Source organism: Cohnella sp. SGD-V74 (assembly GCF_003001675.1).
In the GTDB taxonomy this organism is placed as follows: Bacteria; Bacillota; Bacilli; order Paenibacillales; family Paenibacillaceae; genus Cohnella.
Genome location: NZ_PVYW01000003.1, coordinates 257,366 through 282,377 on the forward strand (window position 1 = coordinate 257,366; position 25,012 = coordinate 282,377).

Sequence of the window (25,012 nt, forward strand, 5' to 3'; positions counted from 1 at the left end):
CCTCCTCGGTCAAAATACGCCGCACGCGCCCGGTCCGCCCATGAAATCGAGTCCGCAGCCGCCCTGTTCGTTGTACAGATCGGCTACCTGCTCGCGATGGGCCGGCGGAATGACGAAGCGGTCGTCGTATTTGGCGATCGCGAGCAGCCGGTACATGTCCTCCACCGTCTGCGCGCTCTGCCCGATCGTCTCCAGCAAAGCCGGATCGCTGACGCGCCCTGTCTGCTTGTTGCGCATATGAATGCGCATGACCGCCATTTTGCGCAGCACTTCCCGGATCAGCTCCGAGTCTCCCGCGGTCAGCAAGTTGGCCAAATAATCGACCGGAATTCTCATGCTGTCGATCGCCGGGAAAATATCGCTGGGATCCAGCGCGCTGCCCTTCCCTTCGATCCGATTCGTGATCGGGCTCAGCGGCGGCACGTACCAGACCATCGGCAGCGTCCGGTATTCCGGATGCAGCGGCAAGGCGATTCGCCATTCCATAACCATCTTATAGATCGGCGAACGCTGAGCGGCCTCGATCCAGTCTTCCGGAATGCCTTCTTTGCGCGCTTCCGCGATCACTTCGGGATCGTGCGGATCGAGGAAGATGCCCATTTGCGATTCGTACAGATCCTGCTCATTCTCTACCGAAGCGGCGGCTTCCACTTTGTCCGCGTCGTAGAACATCAAGCCGAGATAGCGGATGCGCCCGACGCAGGTCTCGGAGCAGATCGTCGGCAGGCCGGCTTCGATGCGCGGGAAGCAGAGCGTGCATTTCTCCGCCTTGTTCGTCTGCCAGTTGAAGTACACTTTCTTGTACGGACAGCTCGACACGCAGAACCGCCACGCCCGGCACGCGTTCTGGTCGACCAGCACGATGCCGTCTTCGTCCCGCTTGTACATCGCTCCCGACGGACAGGACGAGACGCAAGCCGGATTGATGCAGTGCTCGCATATGCGCGGCAAATACATCATGAACACTTGCTCGAAGTCCATCTTGATAGACTCTTCCAGGCCGCGCATGTTCGGATCTTCCATTCCCGTCACGTGCGCGCCCGCCAAGTCGTCCTCCCAGTTCGGTCCCCACTCGAGGTTCATGTACGAGCCGGTCACCGTCGATTTCGGCCGCGCCACCGGCTGATGCTTCTTGGCGGGACTGTTCGTCAGTTTCTCGTATTCGTAGGTCCACGGCTCATAATAGTCGTCGAGCGTCGGCTGGTCGGGGTTATGGAAAATGTTCAGCAGCCTCTTGCCGCGGCTTCCCGATTTCAATTCCAGCTTGCCTTTCCTCAGCTCCCAGCCGCCTTTGTAACGCTCCTGGTCTTCCCATTGCTTCGGGTACCCGATGCCCGGCTTCGTCTCGACGTTGTTCCAATACATGTACTCGGCGCCCGGACGGTTCGTCCACGTGTTTTTGCACGTTACGCTGCACGTATGGCAGCCGATGCATTTGTCCAAGTTCATGACCATGCCGACCTGAGCTTTAATCTTCAAGCCAGTCCACCTCCTGCAGCTTCCGAATGATGACGTGCAAATCCCGCTGGTTGCCGGTCGGACCGTAATAGTTGAAGCCGTAGCTTAACTGCGCGTAGCCGCCGATCATATGCGTCGGCTTGACGTGGATACGGGTCGGGCTGTTGTGCGTGCCGCCCCGCGTCTGTGAGATCGGCGTGCCCGGCACGTTGATATGCCGATCCTGGGCGTGGTACATGAACGCCATGCCCCGCGGAATCCGGTGCGAGACGACGGCGCGCGCGACGACGACGCCGTTGCGGTTAAAGCATTCGATCCAGTCGTTGTCGGCCACGTCGGCTTCCGCGGCGTCTTCGTAGTTCATCCATACCGTCGGTCCGCCGCGGAACAGCGTCAGCATCGGCAAAGCGTCGTAGTACATGCTGTGAATCGACCACTTATTGTGCGGCGTCAAATAGTTCAGGACGATTTCCTTGCCGCCTTCGACCGGCCGTTTGCTGTTCGGATGGAACGGCGTATGCTTCAGCGTCGGCTTGAACGTCGCCAGCGTCTCGCCGAATTCGCGCAGCATCTCGTGATCGATGTAGAACTGCTGCCGCCCCGTGAGCGTGCGCCATGGAATGAGGCGCTCCACGTTCGTCGTGAACGGGGAGTAGCGGCGTCCGCCCTTCTCCGAGCCGCTGAAGGCCGGCGAAGTAATGACCGTCTTCGGACGGGAGGTGATCTCCTCGAACGTGAAGCACTCTTCCGCGCGCTCTTCGGCCAGATCCTTCAGCTGAAGCGCGGTTTTCTTCTCCAGCGATTCCCACGCCCTTACGGCCATATGGCCGTTCGTCGTAGAAGACAGCGTCAGAATCGCCTCGGCGACGCGGCGGTCGGTGCTTAAGTCCGGACAGCCCTCGCCCAGCCCTTGCCGCACGGTGCCGAGAACCCGCTTCAGCTTCTCGTATTCCGGCGCGGCCGACCAGGAGATGCCCTTCGTTCCGATCGGCTTGTCTTTAACCAGCGGGCCGAGCGCGATCATCTTCTCGTAGACGGCCGCATAGTCGCGCTGTACAACATGGAAGTGAGGCATCGTGCGGCCCGGAATCGGCTCGCACTCTCCCCTGCTCCAATCGCGGATGCGTCCCAGCGGCTGGGCCAATTCGTCCGGCGAATCGTGCAGCAGCGGCGTCGCCACGATATCGTGCTGCGGCTGGTCAAACTGATCTTTGGCCATCTCCGAGAACGTCCGGGCCAGCTCCTTGAAAATATTCCAGTCGGAACGCGATTCCCATTGCGGGGACACCGCGGGATTAAACGGATGAACGAACGGATGCATGTCCGTGCTGCTCAGATCGCTCTTCTCGTACCAGGTCGCCGCAGGCAGCACGACGTCCGAGTACAGCGCCGTGCCGGCCATGCGGAAATCGAGATTGACCATCAAGTCCAGCTTGCCTTCGGGCGCTTGCTCCGCCCAAGCGATCTCTTCCGGCCTGAAGCTGTTAGTGTCGTCGTTCAGCAAGCCGTTGGTGGTGCCGAGCAGGTGCTTCAGGAAATATTCGTGGCCTTTGCCCGAGCTGGAAATCAGATTCGCCCGCCATACGAACAGCACGCGCGGGAAGTTGGCCGGATCATCCGGCGCCTCGATCGAGAACTTCAAGTTTCTAGCTTGCAGCTGCCTCGCCACGTAAGCGGAGATTTCCTCGTTCGTGCTCGCTCCCGCTTTGCGGGCATCCCGGTACAGTTCGATCGAGTTGCGGTCGAACTGCGGATAGGAGGGCAGCCAGCCCAATCTGGCGGCCATCACGTTATAGTCCGCCACATGCGCGTACCTCGCCTTGTCCGCCAGCGGCGAGATCAGACTGTCTACCGACATTTCTTCATAGCGCCATTGGTCCGTCGCGAAATAGAAGAACGATGTCCCGTTCTGCAGTCTCGCCGGTCCGCCCCAATCTCTCGCGAAGGCGATCGTCTGCCACCCTTCCGCGGGACGCAGCTTCTCCTGACCGACGTAGTGCGCCCAGCCGCCGCCGTTCACCCCCTGACACCCGGTCATGACGACGAGGTTCAGAATGGCCCGGTAGATGACGTCGGAATTGTACCAGTGGTTAATGCCCGCTCCGACGATAATCATGGAACGCCCTTTCGTCTCGTCGGCGTTGCGGGCGAATTCGCGCGCGATCTGCACGACGACGTCGCGATCGACGCCCGTGATGCTCTCTTGCCACGCCGGCGTGAACGGTCTGCTCTCGTCCGGCCCGCGCTCCCCTTCCAGTCCGCGGTCGACGCCGTACTTGGCGAGCACCAGGTCGTAGACCGTCGTGACGATGAGAGATTTGCCTCCGCTCACGATTCGTTTGACCGGTATCGTGCGCTCCATCAGATGCCGGCCGTCGTCGTCGAAGTACGGAAGCCGGATCGCCGCCGTCTCGTTATGAACGCCCAGCAGCGACAGTCGCGGCTCGATCGGCTGCTGCCCGTCCGCCGTCTCCATGCGCAAGTTCCAGGTGCCTTCTTCGCCCCATCGGAAGCCGAGACTGCCTTTCGGCACCGCGAGCGTTCCGCTGTTGTCGTCGTACACGACCGTTTTCCACTGCATGTTGTTGCCCTTCTCGCCCAGATCGTCCGCGACGAGAAACCTGCCTGCGGAGTAAACCCCGTTATTCTCCTCGATCAGGACGAGATTGGGGAAATCCGTATATTGCTTCGCATATTGAATGAAGTATTCGGTCGGATTCTCGACGTAAAACTCTTTCAAAATGATGTGGCCCATCGCCATCGCGAGCGCGCCGTCCGTACCTTGCTTGACCGACATCCACGTATCGGCGAATTTGACGAATTCCGCGTAGTCGGGGCTGACGGAGACGACCTTCGTCCCGCGGTAGCGTACCTCGGCCAGGAAGTGGGCGTCCGGCGTTCTCGTCATCGGAAGATTGGAGCCCCAGACGACGATGTATCCGGAGTTGAACCAGTCGCTGCTCTCCGGCACGTCGGTCTGATCGCCCCAGATTTGCGGCGAAGCCGGCGGCAAATCCGCGTACCAATCGTAGAAGCTGAGCAGCGGCGAGCCGACGAGCGACAGAAACCGGGAGCCGGCGGCGTAACTGACCATCGACATCGCCGGAATCGGGGAAAAACCGATGATTCTGTCGGGGCCGTACTGCTTGATCGTATGGATCATCGACGCGGAGATAATCTCCGTCGCCTCGTCCCAGGAAGCGCGCACGAGCCCCCCTTTGCCTCTGGCGGTTTTGTACTTCTTGACCAGCTCGGGATTGTCCGCGATGCTCGCCCACGCCCGCACCGGATCGCCCTCCCGCCGCAGCGCTTCCCGCCATAATTCCAGCAGCGTGCCGCGCACATAAGGATATTTCACCCGAAGCGGACTGTACAAATACCAAGAGAAGCTGGCGCCCCGCGGGCAGCCGCGCGGCTCGAATTCCGGCATGTCCGGACCGGTGGACGGATAATCGGTCGCCTGGTTCTCCCAAGTGACGATGCCGTCCTTCACGAAAATTTGCCAGCTGCACGAACCCGTGCAGTTGACGCCGTGCGTCGAGCGCACGACTTTATCATGCTGCCACCGTCTGCGGTAGACGTCCTCCCAATCGCGACTGGCAGGCGACACCTCGCTCCAGCCGTCGGAATGCTGTTCCCGTTTGGCGAAATAGTTGAGCTTGCGGAATAGCGGCGTTCTCGACTTGCCCATAGTTCTCCTCCTTGTCTGGATGCGGAGCGCGTTTACCCAGAAATGTCTGTTCCGTAACTAGAAATCTCTGATCCGTAATCTGTAGTTCAATGTATCACCGTGCGGATTCGACAGGCTGTGACCGACATCACCCGTTCATAAATTCGACACATTCCATTACCCGCCGATTTGCGACATCCGTCTGGCCGTGGGCGTGCGCGACCGGTTTGCCCCGGCCAGAGCGGCGGCCATCTCGTGCGTCTCGGGCTTCTCCTCCAGCGCCCGCCGGAACAGCGCCTCGATAGCGGCCGGATTGCCGGCGTGCTTGCGCACATTGTATTCGTCCGACCAGTACAAGCAGGACTTGATGTTTCCGTCGGCCGTCAGTCGCAGGCGGTTGCAGCTGCCGCAGAAATGATCGCTGACCGGACTTATGAGTCCGAAAGTTCCGGCCGCTCCATCCATGCGGAAGCTGCTGGCCGGGCCGTTGCCGTACACGTCCCCGCAAGGCGAGAAGCGCCAGCCCAGCCTGCGGCAAGTGTCCAACACGTGTTCGAGCGGCAAATATCCGGCTTTCCAGCCGGCGCTCTCGAAGCCGATCGGCATGTATTCGATGAAGCGGATATGAATCGGTTCCTCCCAAGTCATGCGCAGAAACTTCTCTACCTCGTCGTCATTAGTTCCCTTCATCAACACGACGTTCAGCTTGATCGGATCGAAGCCGACGCGGCGGCTCGCATTCAGGCCTTCCACGACTTTGCGGACATCGCCGCCTCGGGTGATCCTCGCGTATTTGTCCGGATCGAGGGAATCGAGACTGACGTTCACCCGCGTGACCCCGGCCTCCTTCAGCCGCTCTGCGAACGGAGCCAAATAAATCCCGTTCGTGGATAAGGCGATATCCTCGATGCCCGGAATCGCGGACAGCATGGCGACCAAGCGGTCGAGCCCCTTCCTGACCAGCGGTTCTCCTCCGGTAAGCCGCAGCTTCTTCACGCCGAGAGGGGCGAGCGTCGCCGCGACCTCGGCGATCTCCTCGTAGGACAGGATGCGATGCCCCGGTTCAAACTGCATCCCCTCTTCGGGCATGCAGTACACGCAGCGCAGATTGCAGCGATCCGTCACCGAGATGCGCAAGTAATCGTGTACTCTGCCGAATCCGTCAACCAATCGTTTCTCCACTCGCTTCACTCTCCTCGGGCCTGTCCTCCCATTCGTCCAGAACTTGCTTCATTCGGCGGCGCGCTTCCCGGACGATCCCTTCGATATCCTCGCGGGAAGGCCGATCCAGATGAATGCCCGCCAGCACGGCGACCGTGCGGCGAAGAGCCGATGCCGCCGCCACGGCCAGCTCGGCCGCCAGTCGATCTTCCCGGTGACCGGGCAGCGTCAGCACATCGACATGAACGGCTTCCCCCTCCTTGTCCGACCAGCAGGCCGTCGCCGTCGCGCCAATATGCGCCGCTCCCCCGGTAACGAGAAATACGACGTCTTTGCCCATGCCGTAATAACGAATATCTACTTGAGCAAGGCGATTGTTCTCTGCCCGGCCGCTTTTCATAAGCTTCGCGTCCTTCCGTTGTCGTCAACGCTTCCTCAGTATAGGCAGACGGTTCGCCGCCAGCTGTGACGATGATCACCATCCCTTTGCCGACAACGCATCTGTCACAGACATTTCGGAACTTGCGAAATTCCGCCCCCATATGTGATCGCGGTCACATAGTCCCTACATCGCCTGCTCTATAATCGGGATCGTAAAGCTATTTACTCCCGAGGAGGAATGTAAAATGAGTCAATTCGCCGCTACTGTCAACGCCACGGAGTATCCGCCGCATTTGAAGCACAAAGTCATTTTCGAAACTTTTCAACGTCTGGAGCCGAACGAGGCCATGCTGCTCATAAACGATCACGACCCCGTCCCTCTCCGCTACCAGTTCGAAGCGAATCACGCAGAGCACTTCACGTGGGACTACGTCGAACGAGGACCGGCGGTATTCCAGGTCAGAATCGGGAAAATCTGATGGCGCGCGTCGATATCCTCGATGAGAAGACGATCAAGATTACGGTAGGCTTGGAAGACGCGGTCTCGATGGTTCGGGAAGCTTCCCTCGGGATCGGCGAATACGCCTCCGAGATCGTAACCATCTACGAGAAGATGCCGGAGTTTCACTATACGTATTTCTGCTTCTACGCTTACGACTCCGCGCGCTTGTTCGAGAGAATGCTCGGAGTCGATCCGAAAGACTACACTTCCTTTTCCTTGGACGCGCCCGACTCTTTCTTCTACTCCCTCTACGGAGGGATGGCGGGGCTGTACGAAGAGGCCAAAAGGCGGGAGACCAAATAGTCGAGAGGTGAACGAGCATGGACCGCAAAGACGCCAAAATCGTCGAGCTGGACGTCAGGCCCCACCTTCGCAAGAAGCTGGAGCCGTTCCAATTGATCATGGATGCCGTGAGAAACCTCGGCAAGGACGACATCTTCGTCCTTCACGCCACCTTCAAGCCGGCGCCGCTGTTCGGCGTGCTTAAGATGAAAGGATTGGCGGGCAAAGCCGAGCAGATCGGTCCCGAGCACTGGATTTCCACTTTCGTGAACAAGAAGAACAAGAGCTGGCTGGACGACGGGGCAAGCGACGAGGAAGATAACGGGGAACGCGCGTCATCGGCGGCGGATAACGAACCGGCGCCGATCGGAGAGTCCAAAGTGGTCTCGCTGGACAACCGCGGCCTGGAGCCGCCCAAGCCGATGATTCGCACCCTGTCCGCTCTGGACCGCTGCCGGCCGGGAGACGAAGTGCACATTCATAACGACCGCGTGCCGATGTTCCTGATCGAAGAACTCCAAACGTTGGGCTATCCCTATACCGTAGAGGAGCAGCCGGACGGATCGGCGAAGGTTCGCATACAAAAACCGTAAGGAGGCGAGAACGATGTCCCGTCTCCCCTTTCTTTTTATCATCACCGGAATCGCCGGATTCGCGCTGTTCCACGGAGCCTCGCTGCTGTCGCTGTCCGGCTGGCTCGGCGAAGAGCTGCGCGGTCCGGACGGCTGGTTTCACATCCATCTGTTCGTGCTCGGCTGGGCGACCATGCTGGCTATGGGCGCCGTCTACCAGTTGATCAACGTCATTCTTCAGTCTTCGCTGTACAGCGAGCGGCTGGGCTACGTCCATTACGCGCTATTCTCCGTCGGCTTGTTCGGACTGCTCGTCGGGTTCGCGGGGGGTGACATCCACTGGATCGCCGCTTTCACTTCACTGGCGTTCTGCGGCATCATCGCGTTCGCCTGGAACATCGGCGCAACCCTGATTCGCGCGTCGAAGTGGAACGCGATCACGATCAGCGCCGCGTGCTCGGTCGTCTGCCTGCTGCTGACCGGCTTGTCCGGCATGGCGATGGGCCTGAATTTTGCGACCGGCATCTGGGCGAACTATCACGACAATCTGTTCGGAGCGCACATCTGGCTCGGGACGGTCGGCTGGTTCGGCCTGTTGATTACCGGGTTCAGCTACAAAATGCTGCCGATGTTTTACTTGTCGCACGATTATCCGATCAAGCTGCAAAGCGCCGTGCTGATCTTGTGGAACGCCTCCGTCACGATCGGAGCGTTGGCATTCCTGGCCGACTGGGACGCATGGGCGCTCCAGCTCGCGATTGCTCTGCTGGCGGCCGCGACCGTCCTCTACAACGTTCACCTGGTACAGATCAGGAAGAAGCGGCACAAGCGCACTCCCGGCTCGGGGATCAAGTGGTCGATATACGCAAGCCAAGCTTTCGCCATCATGACGATCGCCGCCTTCGTCTGCTCGGTCATCTATCCGGAGCGGATGCTGCTGTCCTCCTCCCTCGTCGTGGCAGGCTGGGCTTACTTGGGCGGCTGGGTATCGTTCACGATACTCGGTTACGCCTCCAAAATCGTTCCGTTCCTGTGGTGGACGCACAAGTACGGAAAACGCGCCGGCAAGCCCGGAACTCCGGTCATGGCGGATCTGCTGAGCGAGAAGCAAACGAATGTCGGGCTGACGTCGATCGCCGTCTTGAGCCTCCTTCTTCTGGGAGGACTTGCGGCAGGCTCATCCTGGTTGATCTCGATTGCCGGATCGGCTTTATCCCTTCTGTCCATCGCCTATATTGCGCTCATCTCGCTCGTATTCACCCGATAACTTTCATGAAATGGAGTGGATTGCAATGGCACACAGCGAAGATCATCTCCGCGACCTTCTTAAGGAAGTGTACGACCCCGAGCTGGGCGTCAACATCGTCGATCTCGGGCTCGTCTACGAAGTTCGCGACGAACCGGAACGGATCTACGTCAAAATGACGCTGACGACGCCGGGCTGTCCGATGCACGACACGATTGCCGGAGGGGTCAAATGGGTGCTCGCGGAACGTACCGGCAAAGAGGACGTCAACGTCGACATCGTCTGGGAGCCGAAATGGTCTCCTCGCATGATGTCGATGGAAGCGAAAGAAATGCTCGGCTTCTTCTGACCCGAATGTTTACGACAAATCGGTTGTCTCGGGCAAAAATGAAGAAATGGCGGTGCTGGAGGAAACTAACCTCGCGCCGCCATTTCTGTTTGTTCGAGCATCCGCTCTGTCTTTTCCTTGCTTACGTGATGGAACCATCGTTTTCGTCCAGCCGCACACGTGTCCGGGTGTCCTCGGCCTCATCGTGAGTCGCTGTAACCGCGCTAAGTGGGGTTGGAGCAGCAAATGGGCCGGATGAGTCGCTGTAACCGCGCTGAGTCGGGTTAAAGCAGCAAATGGGCCGGTAGAGTCGCTGTAACGGTGCTGAGTCGGGTTGGAGCAGCAAATGAGCCAGTAGAGTCGCTGTAACCGTGCTGAGTCGGGTTGGAGCAGCAAATGGGCCGGTAGAGTCGCTGTAACGGTGCTGAGTCGGGTTGGAGCAGCAAATGGGCCGGATGAGTCGCTGTAACCGTGCTGAGTCGGGTTGGAGCAGCAAATGGGCCGGATGAGTCGCTGTAACCGTGCTGAGTCGGGTTGGAGCAACACATGGGTCGATAGAGTCACTGTAACCGCGCTGAGTCGGGTTGGAGCAGCAAATGAGCCGGATGAGTCGCTGTAACCGTGCTGAGTCGAGTTGGAGCAGCAAATGAGCCAGTAGAGTCGCTGTAACCGTGCTGAGTCGGGTTGGAGCAGCAAATGGGCCGGTAGAGTCGCTGTAACGGTGCTGAGTCGGGTTGGAGCAGCAAATGGGCCGGATGAGTCGCTGTAACCGTGCTGAGTCGGGTTGGAGCAGCAAATGGGCCGGATGAGTCGCTGTAACCGCGCTGAGTCGGGTTGGAGTAGCAACTGGGCCAGTAGAGTCGCTTTAACCGTGCTGAGTCGGGTTAGAGCAGCACATGGGCCGGCAATGTTACTGTAACCGCGCTGAGTCGGGTTGGAGTAGCAACTGGGCCAGCAATGTTACTGTAACCGAGCTGAGTCGGGTTAGAGCAGCGATGACACAGCTCCTGCTGGGTTCGCCTAATCTTCCTCGTCCGGAGAATTGACCATGATGCGGGCAACTTGAGTTAGTCTGTCGTACAGCATTTCTCTTGCCGGGCCGGCAAGCCCGATCTCGTCCATCGCCTCTTTCATGCAGCGAAGCCATGCTTCCGCTCTTCGCGGAGTAACCGGGAAAGCCATATGCCGCTGCTGCATTCTCGGAGGTCCGTACTGGTCGGAGTAGAGCGGCGGACCTCCCGCGAACTGGGTCAGAAACAGCGTTTGTTTGCGCATGATTTCCTCGACTCCGTCCGGAAACAACGGGGATAGATCGGCGTCCCGGTACACTCTCGGATAGAAAGCCTGCACCAACCGCCGAATCGTCCCTTCCCCTCCGATCGTGTCGTATATCGTCTTCGGTTCCTCGGTCAGCATATTCCCCATCCTTTCTCCAAAAAGCTATCCCCATCATAAACTCGGAAATCCCGGCCTGCTGTGACGTCCGTCACGGTAAAAAGGAGCCTTGCGGCTCCTAAATCAAGCTAAGCGTCTTCGAACGTTCGGGACAGTTAACCCACAAACGCCATGTCATTCTTCCTTCCGAACGGGGCGGTCAGGCCCCGGCAACTCGCCGATTGGAGCCGATGTCGCTGAACATGCCCGCATAGTTTTTCACTTCGTCCGCATCGTTCTTGATCGCCGTAACGCTTAACCACTCCAGGTAGATCTCTCCGTTTTTCCGCCGATTCCAGATTTCCCCTTGCCAATATCCTTTTTCCCGCAGGGAGCGCCACATTTCGTCGTAGAAGCTCTTATCCTGCTTGCCGGACTTCAGAATGCTCGGCTTCTTCCCGATCGCCTCCTCCGCCGAATAGCCCGTAATCGCGGTGAAAGCGGGGTTGACCGAAGTGATGACGCCGTTCGTGTCCGTAATGAGAATCGCTTCGATCGTATTTTCCAGCACGTTGGCGGACAGCGTAAGTTTGTCCTGGAAGAACATCCAGTTGACGAGGACGAAGCTGGCCAGCGCGATCTGCGCGAGCGCCATAAATCCGATCGAATACTGGCCGGTCAGGCCGTAGATCGCCGTAAGCAGCAGCGGCGGGAAAAACCCGCCCAAGCCGCCCATGGCCGAGATCATGCCGTTGGCGATGCCCGCTTGCTTGGTGAAATAGAGCGGCACGAGCTTGAAGATCGTTCCGTTGCCGGTTCCCGCGCACAACGCAACAGTCAGGCAGCCGACCGTATACAGCGCGATCGAGGGCGAGAAAGACAGCAGAATGGCGGCTGCGGTCAAGCCCGCAAATACGAACATTAAAATTTTGAACGGATTAAAGCGGTCCCCGAGCCAGCCTCCGATCGGTCTCATCGCCGTGGCCAGCGCGATAAAGCCGGCCGTGCGCATGCCCGCATCCACCTTGTCCAGATCGAAGTGGCTCACCAGAAAGTTCGGCAAGTATACCGTGAAGGCAACGAAAGAACCGAACGTCAGAAAGTAGAACAGGCACAGAAACCACAGCTTCTCGTTGCCCGACACCGCTCTGATCTGCTCCATGATCGGCGTGCGAACCGGCGTCTCCTTCCGATCGCCGAGCAGGAAGTTGAAGCCCGCGAGCAGCACCAGCGCGATGCTGTAGAGCATAACCGTCCTGGACCAGCCGATCGCGCTGGCCAGCACCGGAGCTCCGAACGCGGATAAGGCGGTTCCCAGGTTGCCGATGCCGTAGATGCCGTTGACGAAGCCGTGCCGTTCCTTCGGGTAGTACTTGGGCAGCGACGTCACCCCGACGGAGAATACGGCGCCGCCGATTCCGAGGAATACGCCGCCCACGATCAGATCGGCGAAGGAATCCGCCTGGCTGACCCAGAATACGGGCGCGAGCAGCAGTACGAAGCTGATCATGAACAGCTTGCGCGCTCCGTGCCGATTCGTCCAATAGCCGTACGGAATGCGCATGATCGAACCGATCAGCACCGGAATCGCCGTCACCCAGGCGAGCTGGGACGAAGTCAGCTGGATGTCTTCTTTAATGTAGGGCATTAGAGAAGACAAGATCACCCATACCATAAAGCCCAAAACCAAACTTACCGTTTGCAGCGGCAGTTGAAACTTTTTTGCGTCTTGCATTCGCGCAGCTCCTCTCCTCTATGCCTATCAGTCCGGATTCGTAATCCAATGTACCATCGATAGGAATCGGAGCACTGTGACGCGAGTCACCGCCGCGCGCACCAACCGCCGTCCAGCGCGGAATCGTTCATAAAACGGACAAAAAAGCAAGCGGCGCATTTAAAACGAAAAACGACCGGCTTGCCGCAAGCGGACAAAGCTAGTCGTTTCTGGCTCTGGCGAAGAAAAGCAAAACGAACGATACGGCGATCATCGACAGCGTCCACGCCCAGGCCATCGTTGCGTTGCCGGCGTCTACGGCTATGTAGATCGCGGTCGGCGTCGTCTGCGTTCGGCCCGGAATGTTCCCGGCGATCATCAGCGTGGCGCCGAACTCTCCGAACCCTCGGGCGAATCCCAGCACGTAGGCCGTTACGAAAGAGCGGTAAGCCAGCGGCAGCGTAATGTAGGCGAACACTTGGCGCTCGTTCGCTCCGCTGGAGCGCGCCGCCTCTTCCAAGCCTTTGTCGACGGACAGGAACCCCGTCTTCATCGTCTGGTAGACCAGCGGGAAGGCGACGACGACCGACGCGATCACCGCGGCCCACCAGGAGAAGACGATCGGAGCGGCGAACAGCCACTCCGCGAACTTCCCGATCCAGCTCCTTCTCCCCAGACTGACGAGAAGCAGAAACCCGACGACCGTCGGAGGCAAGACAAGCGGCAGCATGAACGCCGTCTCCAGCAGCGTCTTCCCTTTGAACGAACGCCGGGTCATCCACCTTGCCGCTCCTACGCCCAGCGCCATCGCCGCGACGCTGGACAGGAGCGCGACCCGCAGCGACAGCGCGATGGGCGACCAGAACGCTTGCCAATCCAGTTCTCCGATCATTTGGCCGCCGGCACCGAGAAGCCGTATTTGACGAACACGTCCAGCGCGGCTTGCGATTGAAGATAATCGTATAGGACGCCCGCTTGATCGGCGTTCTTCGTCGCCTTCACGATGCCGATCGGATATTCCACAGGCGTGTAGGCGGCCGGATCGACGGAGAATGCGATGCCGACCTTATCCGAAGTGAGAGCATCGGTCTTGTAGACGAAGCCCGCTTCCGCGTTGCCCGTCTCTACGTATTGAAGCACTTGGCGAACGTCCTTCGCCTGCACCAGCTTCGGCTGCAGCGAGTCCCACAGCTGTGCGTTCGTCAGCGCTTCTTTGGCATAGTTGCCGGCCGGAACGCTCTCGGGAATGCCGATGGCGACTTTCTTGATCTCGTCATTGGCCAGATCCGCCGCGCCTGCAATGCTTATTTTACCGTCCGTCGGCACGACGACGACCAATTCGTTGTTCAGCAGGTTCGTTTGCCGATCCGCATCAATCAGTTGATTGTCGACCAGCGCCTTCATGTTTTTGGTCGCGGCGGACAAGAACAAGTCTGCCGGAGCCCCTTGCTCGATCTGCTGCTGCAGCGCCCCGGATGCGCCGAAGTTAAACACGAGCTTGATGTCCGGGTGCGCCTTCTCGAACAGCGGCTGAATTTCGTTCAGCGCGTCGGTCAGGCTCGCAGCCGCCGATACGGTAAGCTCGACTTGCTTCGCAGGAGCCGACTTCGAATTCGAACCGCACGCAGCCAATACGACGGACAAGACAACGACAAGCAGCATAACCATACTTTTTCTAACAAATTGATGCATTCTTTCTCCCCACCCCTATGTTTAGATATAATTAGACATAATTGATGATTATAAACTTGTCAGGTCAGATTGTAAATCGAGCGACGACCGATGCGCGCCTTGTCGGATCGAATACTATTTTCGCTTACTTATCTGAAAGCGGAAGTGACGACCATCACAAAACTCATTTTAATTATATTAAAACATATTTAGATATAACCATCTATCATTCCGCATCTACTCAAACACAGCAAAAAGCTCCTTGCCGGCAAGTTGTGCCGACCAGGAGCTTACTGAATACGTCCCTCCGGTGCGCTTTACTTTAGCAGAGCTTTCAGTACATCGTCCACTTTGGTGCTGTTCGCGATCGGACCGTCGTTCATCCAATGGAACATTTCGACTTCATGCAGGTTCCCTTTTTGGACGGCGGGAACGTTTTTCCACAACGGATGATTTTGGAATTCCTTGGCGTCGTCTTCGCCGGGCTTGTCGTACGTGATGAAAATATGATCGGCATCGAAATCCGGAATCATTTCCGCCGAGATCAGAGGGGCGGAGTTGTCCTCTCCCCATGCGAACTCCTTGATCAACTTGGACGGCTGCAAGCCTAAATCCCCGTACAGCACGTCGGCGGAGAAGTTGCTTGGACCGCCGTAAATTTGAATGCGCTCGGCTCTCGTAAACCGAATGAACATGACGGTTTCGTCGCCGATGGCCTGCTTCAGCGATTCGCGGGCTTTGGCTGTTTTGTCCTCGTACTCGTTCAACCAAGCTTCCGCCTGCTCCGGCCTGCCGATCACGTCCGCCACCTTTTTCAACGTGTCCTTCCATCCATCCTCGCCGCTGAACACGTAAGTGGGAGCGATTTTCGCAAACTGCTCGTATCTCCCTTCCTGGGCGTAGGCCGGATAAGCGAGCAGGATCAGCTCGGGCTTCTCCTGAAGAATCAATTCCAAATTAATGCTGCTCGTGCTGATCGCCGGCAAATCGCCGATTTGATCTTGCAAATACGGCAGAGGGCGGGTCCCGTACATCGTCTGCGTCAGCGGTTTGACGCCCAGGGCCAGCAGGAAGTCGTCCAGATAGACTCCGACGATGCGTTCCGGGGCTCCCGACACTTCCGTCGTGCCGAATTCGTGCGTATAGGAACGGGCCTCTCCGCCCGAAGCTTCGGACGCCGTCTCTGTCGAAGCCGCCGGATCGGCTTCGGCGCTTGGCGCGGCCGATTCCGCTTGTTGGCTTGCTTCCGCCTGCACGCTCGGCTCCGCTTGTTCGTTCTGGCGGCCGCATGCGGTCGCCAATACGGCTGTCATGAGCACAATCAAAATCAGATAAAACCCGACGCGTTTGTTAGCGTTTCTCTTGTCCACTGTGTTCTCCCTCGTCTTTTTGTCATTGATTATCATTCTCAATGACAGTGTAGCACGGGCTGAAACCTCATCTCCATGACCGATTGTACGTTCATTTTTGCACGATTGTTGGCAGCGCCCGGCTGGAAGGAACAAGGCAACGGACTGCGTCCTGCAGCTTCAACCGATGGGCGATGATGCCGAAAGTCATCCAAACGTCGAAACGAACCTCGTAGCAGCGGTCGGCTTGCACGACAGGCAAGCTCCTCCATCGGGGATCGTCCGCCAACTCGTCCCAATACGGTCGGCCCGCCGGGTCCACGACAAGGAACAGGTGATCCGCCTGCAATTCGAACAGAGCTTCCGGAGCGACGGAAGCATAGCCGGAGGGCTTGTCCCAAGCAAGCTGCAGCACGGATTCGGAAGGCTTCAGGCCGAGATCCTGGTACAATACGGTTCCCGAATAGCCGCCCGGTCCCCCGTACAGACGAATACGCCTATCATTGCATATCCGAATCAGCGCGACCGTCTGATCGCCGATCTCCGCCAGCTGCGTTCGGGCCGATTGCAAAACCTGTTCGTGATGGGAAATCAGCGCTTCGGCCTGCGGCAACCGGTTCAGCAGCTGTCCGATAATGCGTACGCCGTGCTCCCAATGATGAAGACCTTTGCGTATGCTGTACGTCGGCGCGATTTCGGAGAAGCGGTCGAATCTGCCGTCGCCGCCGTACGAGTGATGTCCGAGAATAATGAGATCGGGCTTGGCGTCGGCAATCTCGCCGAAATCGAACGAGAGCAGCGACCATTCCTCCACGCCGTTCAAATAAGCGTTTAAGTAGCTTTGACGGAAGTTGTTTCCGACGCATTTCAGGACAGGTTTGACGCCGAGCGCGATCAGGAAATCTTCGACGTACAGCCCTATGATCCGAATCGGGCCGAACGGGCGGTCGGGCGGATCGGCCGTCAGACCAAGCGACTGCATGTGCAGCGGAAACGGCTGGGAAACGTCAACATGCTTGGCGAAATGCCGGCGCGCGAACTCCTTGGGCGACACGCCGATAACCTGCTTGAATTGCCTGCTGAAGTAAAACTCGTTGCGGTAGCCTACGCTTTCCGCGATTTCCCGCAATTTGCGGTCGCTGAACAGCAGCTGCTTCTTGGCATGGCGAATTCGAATTTCCGTCAGCATCTCCATCGGGCTCTTGCCCGTCTCTCTCTTGAAAATGAAAGAATAGTGCGAGGGACTCATATTCGCCGCCTTGGCCAGCTCTTCCCGCGTAATCTGCTGTCCGTAGCCTTGTTCCATCAACCTGACCGTCTCTTGAATCGCTTCCTTCGATTCCCGATTCTCCCGGCGCTCTATGCGGGACTTCCACATTTTCGACAGGATATCGAGAAAACGAATCGAATGGGCGAACGCCAAGTATTCCTGCAGCCCGTCCTCCTGTCTATCCGCGTCCATCCAGCGTCCGATCTCTTGGGCCAGATGGTTGTCCACCAAGCCGGATACCGGAAAAATCGCCGGCTCCATGACGACGGAAGCCGCGTCCCCGACCGCTTCGTCTCCCTCCGTCTGTCCGACCCGCCAAACGTCGAACTCGACCGCCCGGCAGCGCAGCGTTTGCTCTCCCTCGCCGCGGATTCGCACGCGTTCCCCGGGGAGCAGCAGCCAGCAGCTGTCCGGAAACAGGACCGCATCGGCTTGCTCCCTTGCCAGTCGCGCCCTGCCGGCGTCGACCATAAGAAGCAAGTGCCTCCTCGACCGGCCTTCCGGGAGCACATCGGCCAGAAGGGCCTCCGACAACTCCCCCTTACGCGTTACCGTCGCATGCATAACGCCGCCCGGATACGCCGAGCCTGTGCGTCCGTTCTTCATCCGCATTCACCGACCTCGAAATCATCGCTAATCGTTTGCATCGACTTGCAAACTATTGACGTCCCTTGTTCAAAATGCCCAAATACGCGATCCACGGTCCGACGTCCTCCCGATATCTCTCGGCCATGACCCGCACGATCTGGGCGATGTGCGTCAGATCGTGGGCGACCCAAGTCGACACCAGTTCCCTCGCCTTGACCGCTCCGAAGGCGGGATGCGAACCGACGTCTTCCAGTCGCGCCTCCGAATCGATCAGCGCTTTCAGCCTGGCCGTATTTTGCAGCCGGATCTCCTTGAATTCGCGCAGCTTCCGATCGATAGAGCCATCGGCGGCTTCGTTCAAATGAGAATAACGGTCGAACGGAGGAAACGGCTTGCCCTCCCCTTCCCGCAGCAGCCATTCCAGCCGGGGAATCCAGTTCGTCCGCTCCCCTTCGATCAGGTGCGCCACAACCTCGGACGCGTTCCACGTTCCTTCGCCTTCGTTGCAGCTCAACCACTCTTCGGACAAGCCGGACAGCAGCGCTTCCAGCGTCGCCGGCGTGCGTTCCAATACTTCGATCGCCTGTTCCAGCCTGAAATTCATGATCCCGCTCCCTCCCTTCAGGAATTCGGCGCCTCGTCCAGACGCGCGAATAGAATAGGGTCGAGGCCGACCGGCTTGCCCGATTGCCTTCTGAGCGCGCTGTTGATCTGACCGCGATGGTACTGGCCGTGAAGCGCGACGTGAATGAGGATGTCGCGGATCGAAGTGCGGAATTTCGTTCCGCTCTGGTTGGCGTAGTCGAGCATGCGATCCAGATCCGTCTCCGTCAAGCCGTCGATATAGCGTTTGTATCGCTCTTCGTTGCCCCGAACGAGCGCCTCCAGCGAAGCGACGTCGCTCTCCTCCCACAGCTTCAGATGAGCAGTGCTCTTCCCTTCCAGTCTCGTCGCCCATACCTGCTCGGCGATGAGAATGTGGCGGAACAGCTTGCCGATCTCCCCGTCTGCGACCGGCTGCTCGCGAAGGCCCGCCAGCAGCGCGTCGTTAGCCCAGTACATATGATCCATCATGCGGCGAATCGTCAACATTGCGTTTTCCCCCTATCAATTGGCGTCTCCTTTATACCCGATCCAATTGCGTTTCATCCGCCGGTCCGTTTTGCGTACCCGTCGGCTGCCCGATTCCTGTTCGCCTGGTCTCCTGTGCGCCCGTCAGCATTCGGTCAAGTCCACCTTGCCGCCCACAGCTTCATCTCGTGACAGATGACGTGCAGATCCTGCCCCTTCGGGGTAAGCGTGTATTCCACCGTAACCGGAACGGTCGGATAGACGACCCGCTCGAGGACGCCCTGCTCTTCGAGATGGCGCAGCGTGCTGGTCAGCGCGCGGGGGCTTACGCTGGGGATTTTGCGCTGGAGCTCCCCGAAGCGAAGCGTCCCGCAGAACAGCTCGCGAATGACGAGGAACGCCCACTTCCCGCCGAGCACGTCCAACGTTTTTTCGATATTGCATTCGATATGCACCGGATTTTTCGGAATATAGCTGCTCGCTTTTTTAACCGAATTCATGCAGTCTCTCCTCCAAGCCTGTAACTATATTTAAGTATAGTAGCTATACTGCCTATAATTAAGTGAAAAACATTTCACTTCTTCAAATTGTATACGAACTTTTATAGAATGAGAAGGCAACGAAAACGAATTCAAGGAGGCTGCTTGGAATGAAATATCGCAGATTGGGCGGAAGCGGACTTAAGGTCAGCGAAATCAGCTTGGGGAGCTGGCTTACATATGGCGGTTACGTGGAACGGGAAAACGCGGTGAAATCGATCAAGACGGCGTACGACCTGGGCATCAACTTTTTCGATACGGCCAATGTGTACGAGAGAGGCGCGGCGGAAGAGCTGGTCGGCAAGGCGCTGAAGGAGTATCCGCGCGAATCCTACGTGCTGGCGACGAAAGCGTTCTGGCCGATGGGAGAAGGCCCGAACGACCGCGGCCTGTCCCGCAAGCATGTTGTCGAGCAGGCCAACGCGAGCTTGAAGCGTCTCGGCCACGACTACGTGGACATCTTCTACTGCCACCGTCACGATCCGGAGACGCCGCTGTACGAGACGCTGCGCGCGATCGACGATCTCGTTCGCCAAGGCAAGGCGCTCTACGTCGGCGTAAGCGAATGGCAGGCTTCCCAGATCGCGGAAGGGCTCGGCGTAGCCGACCGTTACCTGCTCGACCGCATCGTCGTCAACCAGCCGGTGTACAATATGTTCGAGCGCTACATCGAGAAGGAAGTCGTTCCGCTCAGCGAACGCTCCGGCATCGGCCAAGTCGTCTTCTCTCCGCTCGCGCAAGGTCTGCTTACGGGCAAGTATTCGTCGGCTTCCGACATCCCGCAGGACAGCCGGGCCGCGAAGCTGGATTGGGTGCGCAAAGGCATTACCGAAGAGAAAATCGCCAAGGTAAAGCAGCTGGAAGGCATTGCGAAGGAACTGGACATTTCCGTAGGCAATCTCGCTCTGGCGTGGATTTTGCGCCTGAACAACGTGGCGAGCGCGCTCGTCGGCGCCAGCCGTCCGGAGCAGGTGACGGAGAACGCCAAAGCGTCCGGCATCGAGCTTAGCCCGGAAGTTCTGGATCGTATCGAGGAAATTCTGAAATAGGAGCGAACGAGATGGCTAAAGTAGTCGTTACCGGGGGCAGCGGCATGCTCGGAAGATGGGTCGTTCGCCATTTCGTCGAGCAAGGCTACGACGTGCTGAACGTCGACACCCGCCGCCCGGACGAACCCGTATGCAAGACGCTGCTCGCCAATCTGGAAAACCTCGGCGAAACCTACGGCGCGCTGTCCGGCGCCGACGCCGTCGTTCATCTGGCGGCCATACCGGCAGCGCACATTTATACGCCGGAGGTCACGTTCCGCAACAACGTCATGTCCACCTACAACATTTTGGAGGCGGCGGCCGGACTCGGCATTCGCAAAGCGGTCATCGCGTCCAGCGAGTCTTCGTACGGCATCGTGTTCGCGGTTCATCCGCCCGCTCCGCAGTATGTTCCGGTGGACGAGAACCATCCGCAGCTGCCGGAAGACAGCTACGGCCTGTCCAAAGTCGTCAACGAGAAAACCGCCGAGATGTTCCACCGCCGCACCGGCATGCAAGTCGTCTCCCTGCGGCTGGGCAACGTCATTCCGCCGGAATGGTACGAGCGGTTCCCTTCGTTCATTAACCGGCCGGAGGAACGGGATCGCATTTTGTGGAGCTATATCGACACGCGCGACGCCGCCTCCGCCTGTCGGCTGGCGATCGAGACGGACGGCCTTGGCGCCGTAGCGCTCAACATCGCCGCGGACGACTCCAGCATGGCGGTTCGCAGCCGCGATCTGCTGACCGCCCGTTATCCCGGCGTCACGGACATCCGAACGCCGCTGGAAGGGCACGAGACGCTGCTCGACAACGCGAAGGCCAAGCGCCTTCTCGGCTGGCAGCCGGTTCATCGCTGGCGGGACGAAGTCGGTCCGTAATCGCGGGGAAGCACCCTTCGCAACCTCAAAAAAACCGTTCTTATCGTAAAGGGCAGGTCGTGCCTCCATTTTAGGAGAGAACGGTTTTTTGGCAATTCCCCGGGCTCTTCAAGCTTTGGGGCCATTTTCGAGACGGCGAACGGTTGCGCCGCCAGATGATCCTCCATCCCGGGGGCAAGCAAGCTCCCACTCCTCTCAGGCGGACGGAACCGCCGGACGAATGAACTTGGCGACGATGCCGTGCTTCGGCGACCCGAGGAAGCTGATCATGAACACGATACCCGTCGCGAACGCCATCGAACCCGATATCGACGTATCCAGCCAGACCGCGACGTAATAGCCCGCTATGGCGGAGACGACGCCGAACAGACCGCTTAGCCCGAGCATGACGGCGAGCCGGTCCGTCCACAAATATGCGGCTGCTGCCGGCGTAATGAGCATCGCTACGACCATAATCGCGCCAACCGCATCGAAGGCGGCCACGGTCGTGACCGAGACGAGCGACATGAACACGTAATGCATCAGCACGACCGGAATGCCCAGGCTCGCCGCCAGCGCGGGGTCGAAGGAAGTGATTTTCCACTCCTTATAGAACGCCAGGATGACCGCCACGACGACGATCAGCACAAGCGAGAGGATGAATACCGCCTCCGGAATCGCTCCAAGCCAAGGCAGCTCGATTTTCTCCCACGGGATAAACGTAATCTCTCCCATCAGCGTGTGCTTGACGTCGAGGTGGGCGTTGCCGACCTTCGTCGCGATGAGCACGACGCCGATCGCGAACAGCGAAGTAAACACGACGCCGATCGAAGCTTCCTGCTGCACGCCGCGGGAATGAAACCATTGCACGAGCACCGACGTCAGCAGCCCTGCGGCGATCGCGCCGAGCAGCATGTGCACGCCGCTCAGCTCGCGCGTAACCAGATAGGCGACGACGATGCCCAGCAGCACCGTATGGCTGATCGCGTCGGCCATCATCGCCATTCTCCGCAGAATGAGCAGCGCTCCGATAAATCCGCAAGACAATCCGACCAGAGAAGCGGTCAGCAATATCCAACCGGCATAACTCATCTCAGCTCCCCCTCTCCAGCGCGCTTTGTTGTACGAACGTCGTTCTTCTGAGCTTTTTGCGCTGCGCGTACTGCTGCACGGCCAGCACGACCAGCCCCTTGCGCGCGCCGAAGGCGAGCGAGACGACGAACAGACAGGCGGCGGCGATCACGATAAACGGCCCGGTCGGCCAGCCTTTACCGTACGTGCTGATCAACGTTCCGATCATTCCCGCTCCTCCGCCGAACAAGGCGGACAGAACGACCATCCATTTGAACGATTGGGTCCAGTACCGGGCGCTGACCGCCGGGATAATGAGCAGCGCCGCCATCAGGATGACGCCGACCGCCTGAATGCCGACGACGATGACGAGCACGAGCGCCCCCATATAGATAGCGCCCATCCAACGGGTCGACATGCCCAGCCCTTTGGCGAACGCCGGGTCGAACAGGAACAGCTTCCACTCCTTGAAGGCGATGCCGGCCACGAGCAGCACGATCGATGCCAGCACGATCATCATCAGCACATCCTTGCGCACCATCGAAGCCGCCTGCCCGAAAATAAAGCTGTCCAAGCCGCTCTGGCTCGCGCCCGCCATCCGGTTGACGAAAGTCAGCATCATAATGCCGAGTCCGAAGAAGACGGACAAAATGATGCCCATCGCCGCATCCTCCTTGACGCGGCTGGACGAACGAATCCAGTGGATCAGCAGCGCGCCGATCAAGGCGCTGACGGCCGCTCCCGCAATCATGACCGGCAGATTCTTGAAGCCCATCAGGGCAAAGCCCCCGACGACTCCCGGCAGCGCCGCGTGGGACAGGGCGTCGCTCATCAGGCTTTGCCGCTTCCAATAGGCCAGACAGCCCATGATGCCGGCCGCCGTGCCGAGGATCAGCGTGCTCAGCAGCACCCATTGCGCGTTATGGGACAGTCCGATCATCCCGACAACCCCTCCATCCAGCGAAGCGTTCCGCCATACGTACGGAATATATTTTCTCTCGTGAACGCGTCCGCGGTAGGTCCGTGAGCGACGACAGTCCGATTGAGCAGCAGCACGTGATCGAAATAATCCTCCACCGTCTGCAAGTCGTGATGGACGACCAGCACTGTCCTGCCCTTGCTCTTGAGCAGCTTGAGCGTATCCATGATCGCCCGCTCGGTAGCGGCGTCGACCCCGGCGAGCGGCTCGTCGAGGAAATACAGGTCTGCGTCCTGGATCAGCGCGCGGGCGAGGAACACCCGCTGCTGCTGCCCGCCGGAGAGCTGGCTGATCTGGCGCGAGGCGTAATCGGCCATTCCCATCTGATCGAGCGCCTCCAGCGCCTTCTCCCTGTGCAGCTTCTTCGGCCACTTCAGCCAGCCGATCCGGCCGTACAGCCCCATCAGGACGACATCGAGCGCGTTCGTCGGGAAGTCCCAATCGACGGACCCCCGCTGCGGCACGTAGCCGATCCGCTCCTTCGCCTTGGCGTAGGTTTCTCCGAAGAAACTTACCGTTCCGGACAGCTTCGGATGCAGCTCGAGCAGCACTTTGAGCAGCGTCGATTTGCCTGCGCCGTTCGGTCCGACGATGCTCGTCATCGTCCCGGGACGAACCTCGAAGCCGACGCGGTCGAGCACTTTGTTTTTCCGATAGGAGGCCGACAGTTGATTAACGTTGATTACCGGAAGCATGCGGCTCCCCCTTTCATTTCAGCGCTTGATAGATCGTCTCGACGTTATGCCGGTACATCCCCGCATAAGTTCCTTCAGGCGTGCCGGCATCGCCCATCGCGTCGGAGAACAGCTCGCCGCCCAGCTTGACGTCCAGTCCCTGCTTTTTGGCGCCTTCGATGACCGCATTGATCGACGCCGGGTTGATGCTGCTTTCCACGAAAACGGCCGGCACTTGATGCTCCAGCAGCAGCCCGATCGTATCCTCGATGTCCGACAGCCCGATTTCCGCCTCCGTGCTCAGCCCCTGCAAGCCGACCACCTCGATGTCCAGCATGCGGCCGAAGTAACCGAACGCGTCGTGCGCGGTGACGAGCACCCTTCTCTCCTGCGGAATTTGCGTCAGCTTCTCCGTCGCCTCCTGCTTAAGCGCGTCGAGTTCGGCGAAATATTTCGTCTTGTTGCTGTCGAAGTAATCGGCGTCCTCCGGCGAAGCCTCCTTCAGCTTCTCGGTTGCGGCCCCGAGCGCGTGCTTCCACAGGTCGATGTCGAACCAGACGTGCGGGTCGGTCGCCCCTCCTTCGTCCTTCAAGAGCCGGTCCTCGGCTATGCCGTCGCTGATCGCCAGCACCGGCTTGCTCTTGCCGATCTCCTCGAACACCTTGACCATATTGGCCTCCAAGTGAAGTCCGCTGTAGAAAATCACGTCTCCGCCTTCCAGCTTCCCGATATCCCCTTGTGTCGCGTTGTACAGATGCGGATCGACGCCCGGTCCCATCAGGCTTTGCACATTGACCCGGTCGCCTCCGATGACGGACATCGGCTCGGCGATTTGCGCGATTGTTGTCACGATGTCTATTTTTTCCCCTTTTGCCGCCTTGCTCTTGTCGTCGGATTCATTGGAACCGCACGCGGTCAGAGCCCCTAACAACGCCAACAGACATACTCCCGCAACCGCTTTTTTGCTTTTGAACAACCTTTTCTCCACTCTCTTTCTCCTCCTGATCCAATTGTGTACTCGGCGAAATATTTTTACCTAATGCAAAACTTGTGTACGTGTTTAAAATAATTATCCCAGGGCAATTTGTCAACCGTTTCTTGTAAAAAAAGCAGCGATCCGAGTCGCTCTTGGCGGTCATGGAGTAGCTGGACTGCGTGAACCGGAGGTAAAACGGCATAAAAAAAAGCGCAAGCCCAAGGGGATTATTCCCTTGAAACTTGCGC

At 58.8% G+C, this 25,012-nt stretch carries 24 protein-coding genes; 7 read left to right on the forward strand and 17 right to left on the reverse strand.

The window, feature by feature from the left end:
* Positions 1-9 precede the first annotated feature (9 nt).
* The 4 genes from narH to lpdD all read right to left on the reverse strand — a co-directional run bounded on the left by narH (position 10) and on the right by lpdD (position 6,689).
* Positions 10-1,479: a nitrate reductase subunit beta gene (gene narH / locus B0G52_RS06050; protein WP_094042635.1), complete on the reverse strand. Its 1,470-nt coding sequence runs from the start codon at positions 1,477-1,479 to the stop codon at positions 10-12.
* Positions 1,469-5,149: a nitrate reductase subunit alpha gene (locus tag B0G52_RS06055; protein ID WP_094042636.1), complete on the reverse strand. Its 3,681-nt coding sequence runs from the start codon at positions 5,147-5,149 to the stop codon at positions 1,469-1,471. The genes narH and B0G52_RS06055 overlap by 11 nt, the downstream gene beginning before the upstream one ends.
* 156 nt (positions 5,150-5,305) lie before the next feature.
* Positions 5,306-6,310, reverse strand: a complete 1,005-nt coding sequence (gene moaA, locus B0G52_RS06060) for a GTP 3',8-cyclase MoaA (protein WP_094042637.1) — start codon at positions 6,308-6,310, stop codon at positions 5,306-5,308.
* Positions 6,291-6,689, reverse strand: a complete 399-nt coding sequence (lpdD, locus tag B0G52_RS06065) for a prenylated flavin chaperone LpdD (RefSeq protein ID WP_094042638.1) — start codon at positions 6,687-6,689, stop codon at positions 6,291-6,293. The genes moaA and lpdD overlap by 20 nt, the downstream gene beginning before the upstream one ends.
* Positions 6,690-6,915: 226 nt before the next feature.
* Between lpdD and B0G52_RS06070 the strand changes: the two genes are divergently transcribed.
* The 5 genes from B0G52_RS06070 to B0G52_RS06090 are packed head-to-tail and all read left to right on the forward strand — an operon-like array spanning position 6,916 to position 9,621.
* Positions 6,916-7,149, forward strand: a complete 234-nt coding sequence (locus B0G52_RS06070; protein WP_094042639.1) for a DUF2249 domain-containing protein — start codon at positions 6,916-6,918, stop codon at positions 7,147-7,149.
* Positions 7,149-7,475: a hypothetical protein gene (locus tag B0G52_RS06075; protein ID WP_094042640.1), complete on the forward strand. Its 327-nt coding sequence runs from the start codon at positions 7,149-7,151 to the stop codon at positions 7,473-7,475. Before B0G52_RS06070 ends, B0G52_RS06075 begins: the two co-directional genes overlap by 1 nt.
* Positions 7,476-7,492: 17 nt before the next feature.
* Complete coding sequence (locus B0G52_RS06080; protein WP_094042641.1) at positions 7,493-8,047, forward strand: DUF2249 domain-containing protein; 555 nt, start codon at positions 7,493-7,495, stop codon at positions 8,045-8,047.
* 13 nt (positions 8,048-8,060) lie between these two features.
* Positions 8,061-9,293, forward strand: coding sequence for a heme-copper oxidase family protein (locus tag B0G52_RS06085; RefSeq protein WP_094042642.1), 1,233 nt, complete (start codon positions 8,061-8,063; stop codon positions 9,291-9,293).
* 25 nt (positions 9,294-9,318) lie between these two features.
* The gene (locus B0G52_RS06090; protein WP_094042643.1) at positions 9,319-9,621 is read left to right on the forward strand and encodes a metal-sulfur cluster assembly factor; all 303 of its coding nucleotides are present in this window, start codon (positions 9,319-9,321) and stop codon (positions 9,619-9,621) included.
* A 999-nt stretch (positions 9,622-10,620) separates the two neighbouring features.
* Here B0G52_RS06090 and B0G52_RS06095 read toward each other — a convergent pair.
* The 9 genes from B0G52_RS06095 to B0G52_RS06135 all read right to left on the reverse strand — a co-directional run bounded on the left by B0G52_RS06095 (position 10,621) and on the right by B0G52_RS06135 (position 19,137).
* A complete protein-coding gene (locus B0G52_RS06095; protein WP_094042866.1) occupies positions 10,621-11,013 on the reverse strand; it encodes a globin domain-containing protein in 393 nt (130 codons plus the stop codon).
* Between the two features lie 181 nt (positions 11,014-11,194).
* Entirely contained in the window at positions 11,195-12,709 is a 1,515-nt protein-coding gene (locus tag B0G52_RS06100) for a nitrate/nitrite transporter (protein ID WP_094042644.1), read from the reverse strand.
* Between the two features lie 199 nt (positions 12,710-12,908).
* Positions 12,909-13,580 carry a molybdate ABC transporter permease subunit gene (modB, locus tag B0G52_RS06105; protein WP_094042645.1) on the reverse strand — a complete coding sequence of 224 codons (672 nt, stop codon included), beginning with the start codon at positions 13,578-13,580 and terminating at the stop codon, positions 12,909-12,911.
* Positions 13,577-14,380 (reverse strand): molybdate ABC transporter substrate-binding protein, encoded by an 804-nt coding sequence (gene modA, locus B0G52_RS06110; protein ID WP_094042646.1) that lies wholly within the window; start codon positions 14,378-14,380, stop codon positions 13,577-13,579. The genes modB and modA overlap by 4 nt, the downstream gene beginning before the upstream one ends.
* Before the next feature lie 296 nt (positions 14,381-14,676).
* A complete protein-coding gene (locus B0G52_RS06115; RefSeq protein WP_158223605.1) occupies positions 14,677-15,729 on the reverse strand; it encodes an ABC transporter substrate-binding protein in 1,053 nt (350 codons plus the stop codon).
* Between the two features lie 91 nt (positions 15,730-15,820).
* Positions 15,821-17,584, reverse strand: a complete 1,764-nt coding sequence (locus B0G52_RS06120; RefSeq protein ID WP_233162416.1) for an AraC family transcriptional regulator — start codon at positions 17,582-17,584, stop codon at positions 15,821-15,823.
* A gap of 52 nt (positions 17,585-17,636) precedes the next feature.
* Complete coding sequence (locus tag B0G52_RS06125) at positions 17,637-18,170, reverse strand: DinB family protein (RefSeq protein ID WP_094042649.1); 534 nt, start codon at positions 18,168-18,170, stop codon at positions 17,637-17,639.
* A 17-nt stretch (positions 18,171-18,187) separates the two neighbouring features.
* Entirely contained in the window at positions 18,188-18,658 is a 471-nt protein-coding gene (locus B0G52_RS06130; protein ID WP_094042650.1) for a DinB family protein, read from the reverse strand.
* A 134-nt stretch (positions 18,659-18,792) separates the two neighbouring features.
* A complete protein-coding gene (locus B0G52_RS06135; RefSeq protein ID WP_094042651.1) occupies positions 18,793-19,137 on the reverse strand; it encodes a winged helix-turn-helix transcriptional regulator in 345 nt (114 codons plus the stop codon).
* 149 nt (positions 19,138-19,286) lie between these two features.
* Here B0G52_RS06135 and B0G52_RS06140 point away from each other — a divergent pair, with 149 nt between their 5' ends.
* Positions 19,287-20,225, forward strand: coding sequence for an aldo/keto reductase family protein (locus tag B0G52_RS06140; RefSeq protein WP_094042652.1), 939 nt, complete (start codon positions 19,287-19,289; stop codon positions 20,223-20,225).
* Between the two features lie 11 nt (positions 20,226-20,236).
* Positions 20,237-21,085, forward strand: coding sequence for an NAD-dependent epimerase/dehydratase family protein (locus B0G52_RS06145; protein WP_094042653.1), 849 nt, complete (start codon positions 20,237-20,239; stop codon positions 21,083-21,085).
* A 195-nt stretch (positions 21,086-21,280) separates the two neighbouring features.
* Here B0G52_RS06145 and B0G52_RS06150 read toward each other — a convergent pair whose 3' ends face one another.
* The 4 genes from B0G52_RS06150 to B0G52_RS06165 are packed head-to-tail and all read right to left on the reverse strand — an operon-like array spanning position 21,281 to position 24,776.
* Positions 21,281-22,156, reverse strand: coding sequence for a metal ABC transporter permease (locus tag B0G52_RS06150; RefSeq protein WP_094042654.1), 876 nt, complete (start codon positions 22,154-22,156; stop codon positions 21,281-21,283).
* A gap of 1 nt (position 22,157) precedes the next feature.
* Complete coding sequence (locus tag B0G52_RS06155) at positions 22,158-23,075, reverse strand: metal ABC transporter permease (RefSeq protein ID WP_094042655.1); 918 nt, start codon at positions 23,073-23,075, stop codon at positions 22,158-22,160.
* Positions 23,072-23,809 carry a metal ABC transporter ATP-binding protein gene (locus B0G52_RS06160; protein WP_094042656.1) on the reverse strand — a complete coding sequence of 246 codons (738 nt, stop codon included), beginning with the start codon at positions 23,807-23,809 and terminating at the stop codon, positions 23,072-23,074. Before B0G52_RS06160 ends, B0G52_RS06155 begins: the two co-directional genes overlap by 4 nt.
* A gap of 13 nt (positions 23,810-23,822) precedes the next feature.
* The gene (locus B0G52_RS06165; protein WP_094042657.1) at positions 23,823-24,776 is read right to left on the reverse strand and encodes a metal ABC transporter solute-binding protein, Zn/Mn family; all 954 of its coding nucleotides are present in this window, start codon (positions 24,774-24,776) and stop codon (positions 23,823-23,825) included.
* Positions 24,777-25,012 lie beyond the last annotated feature (236 nt).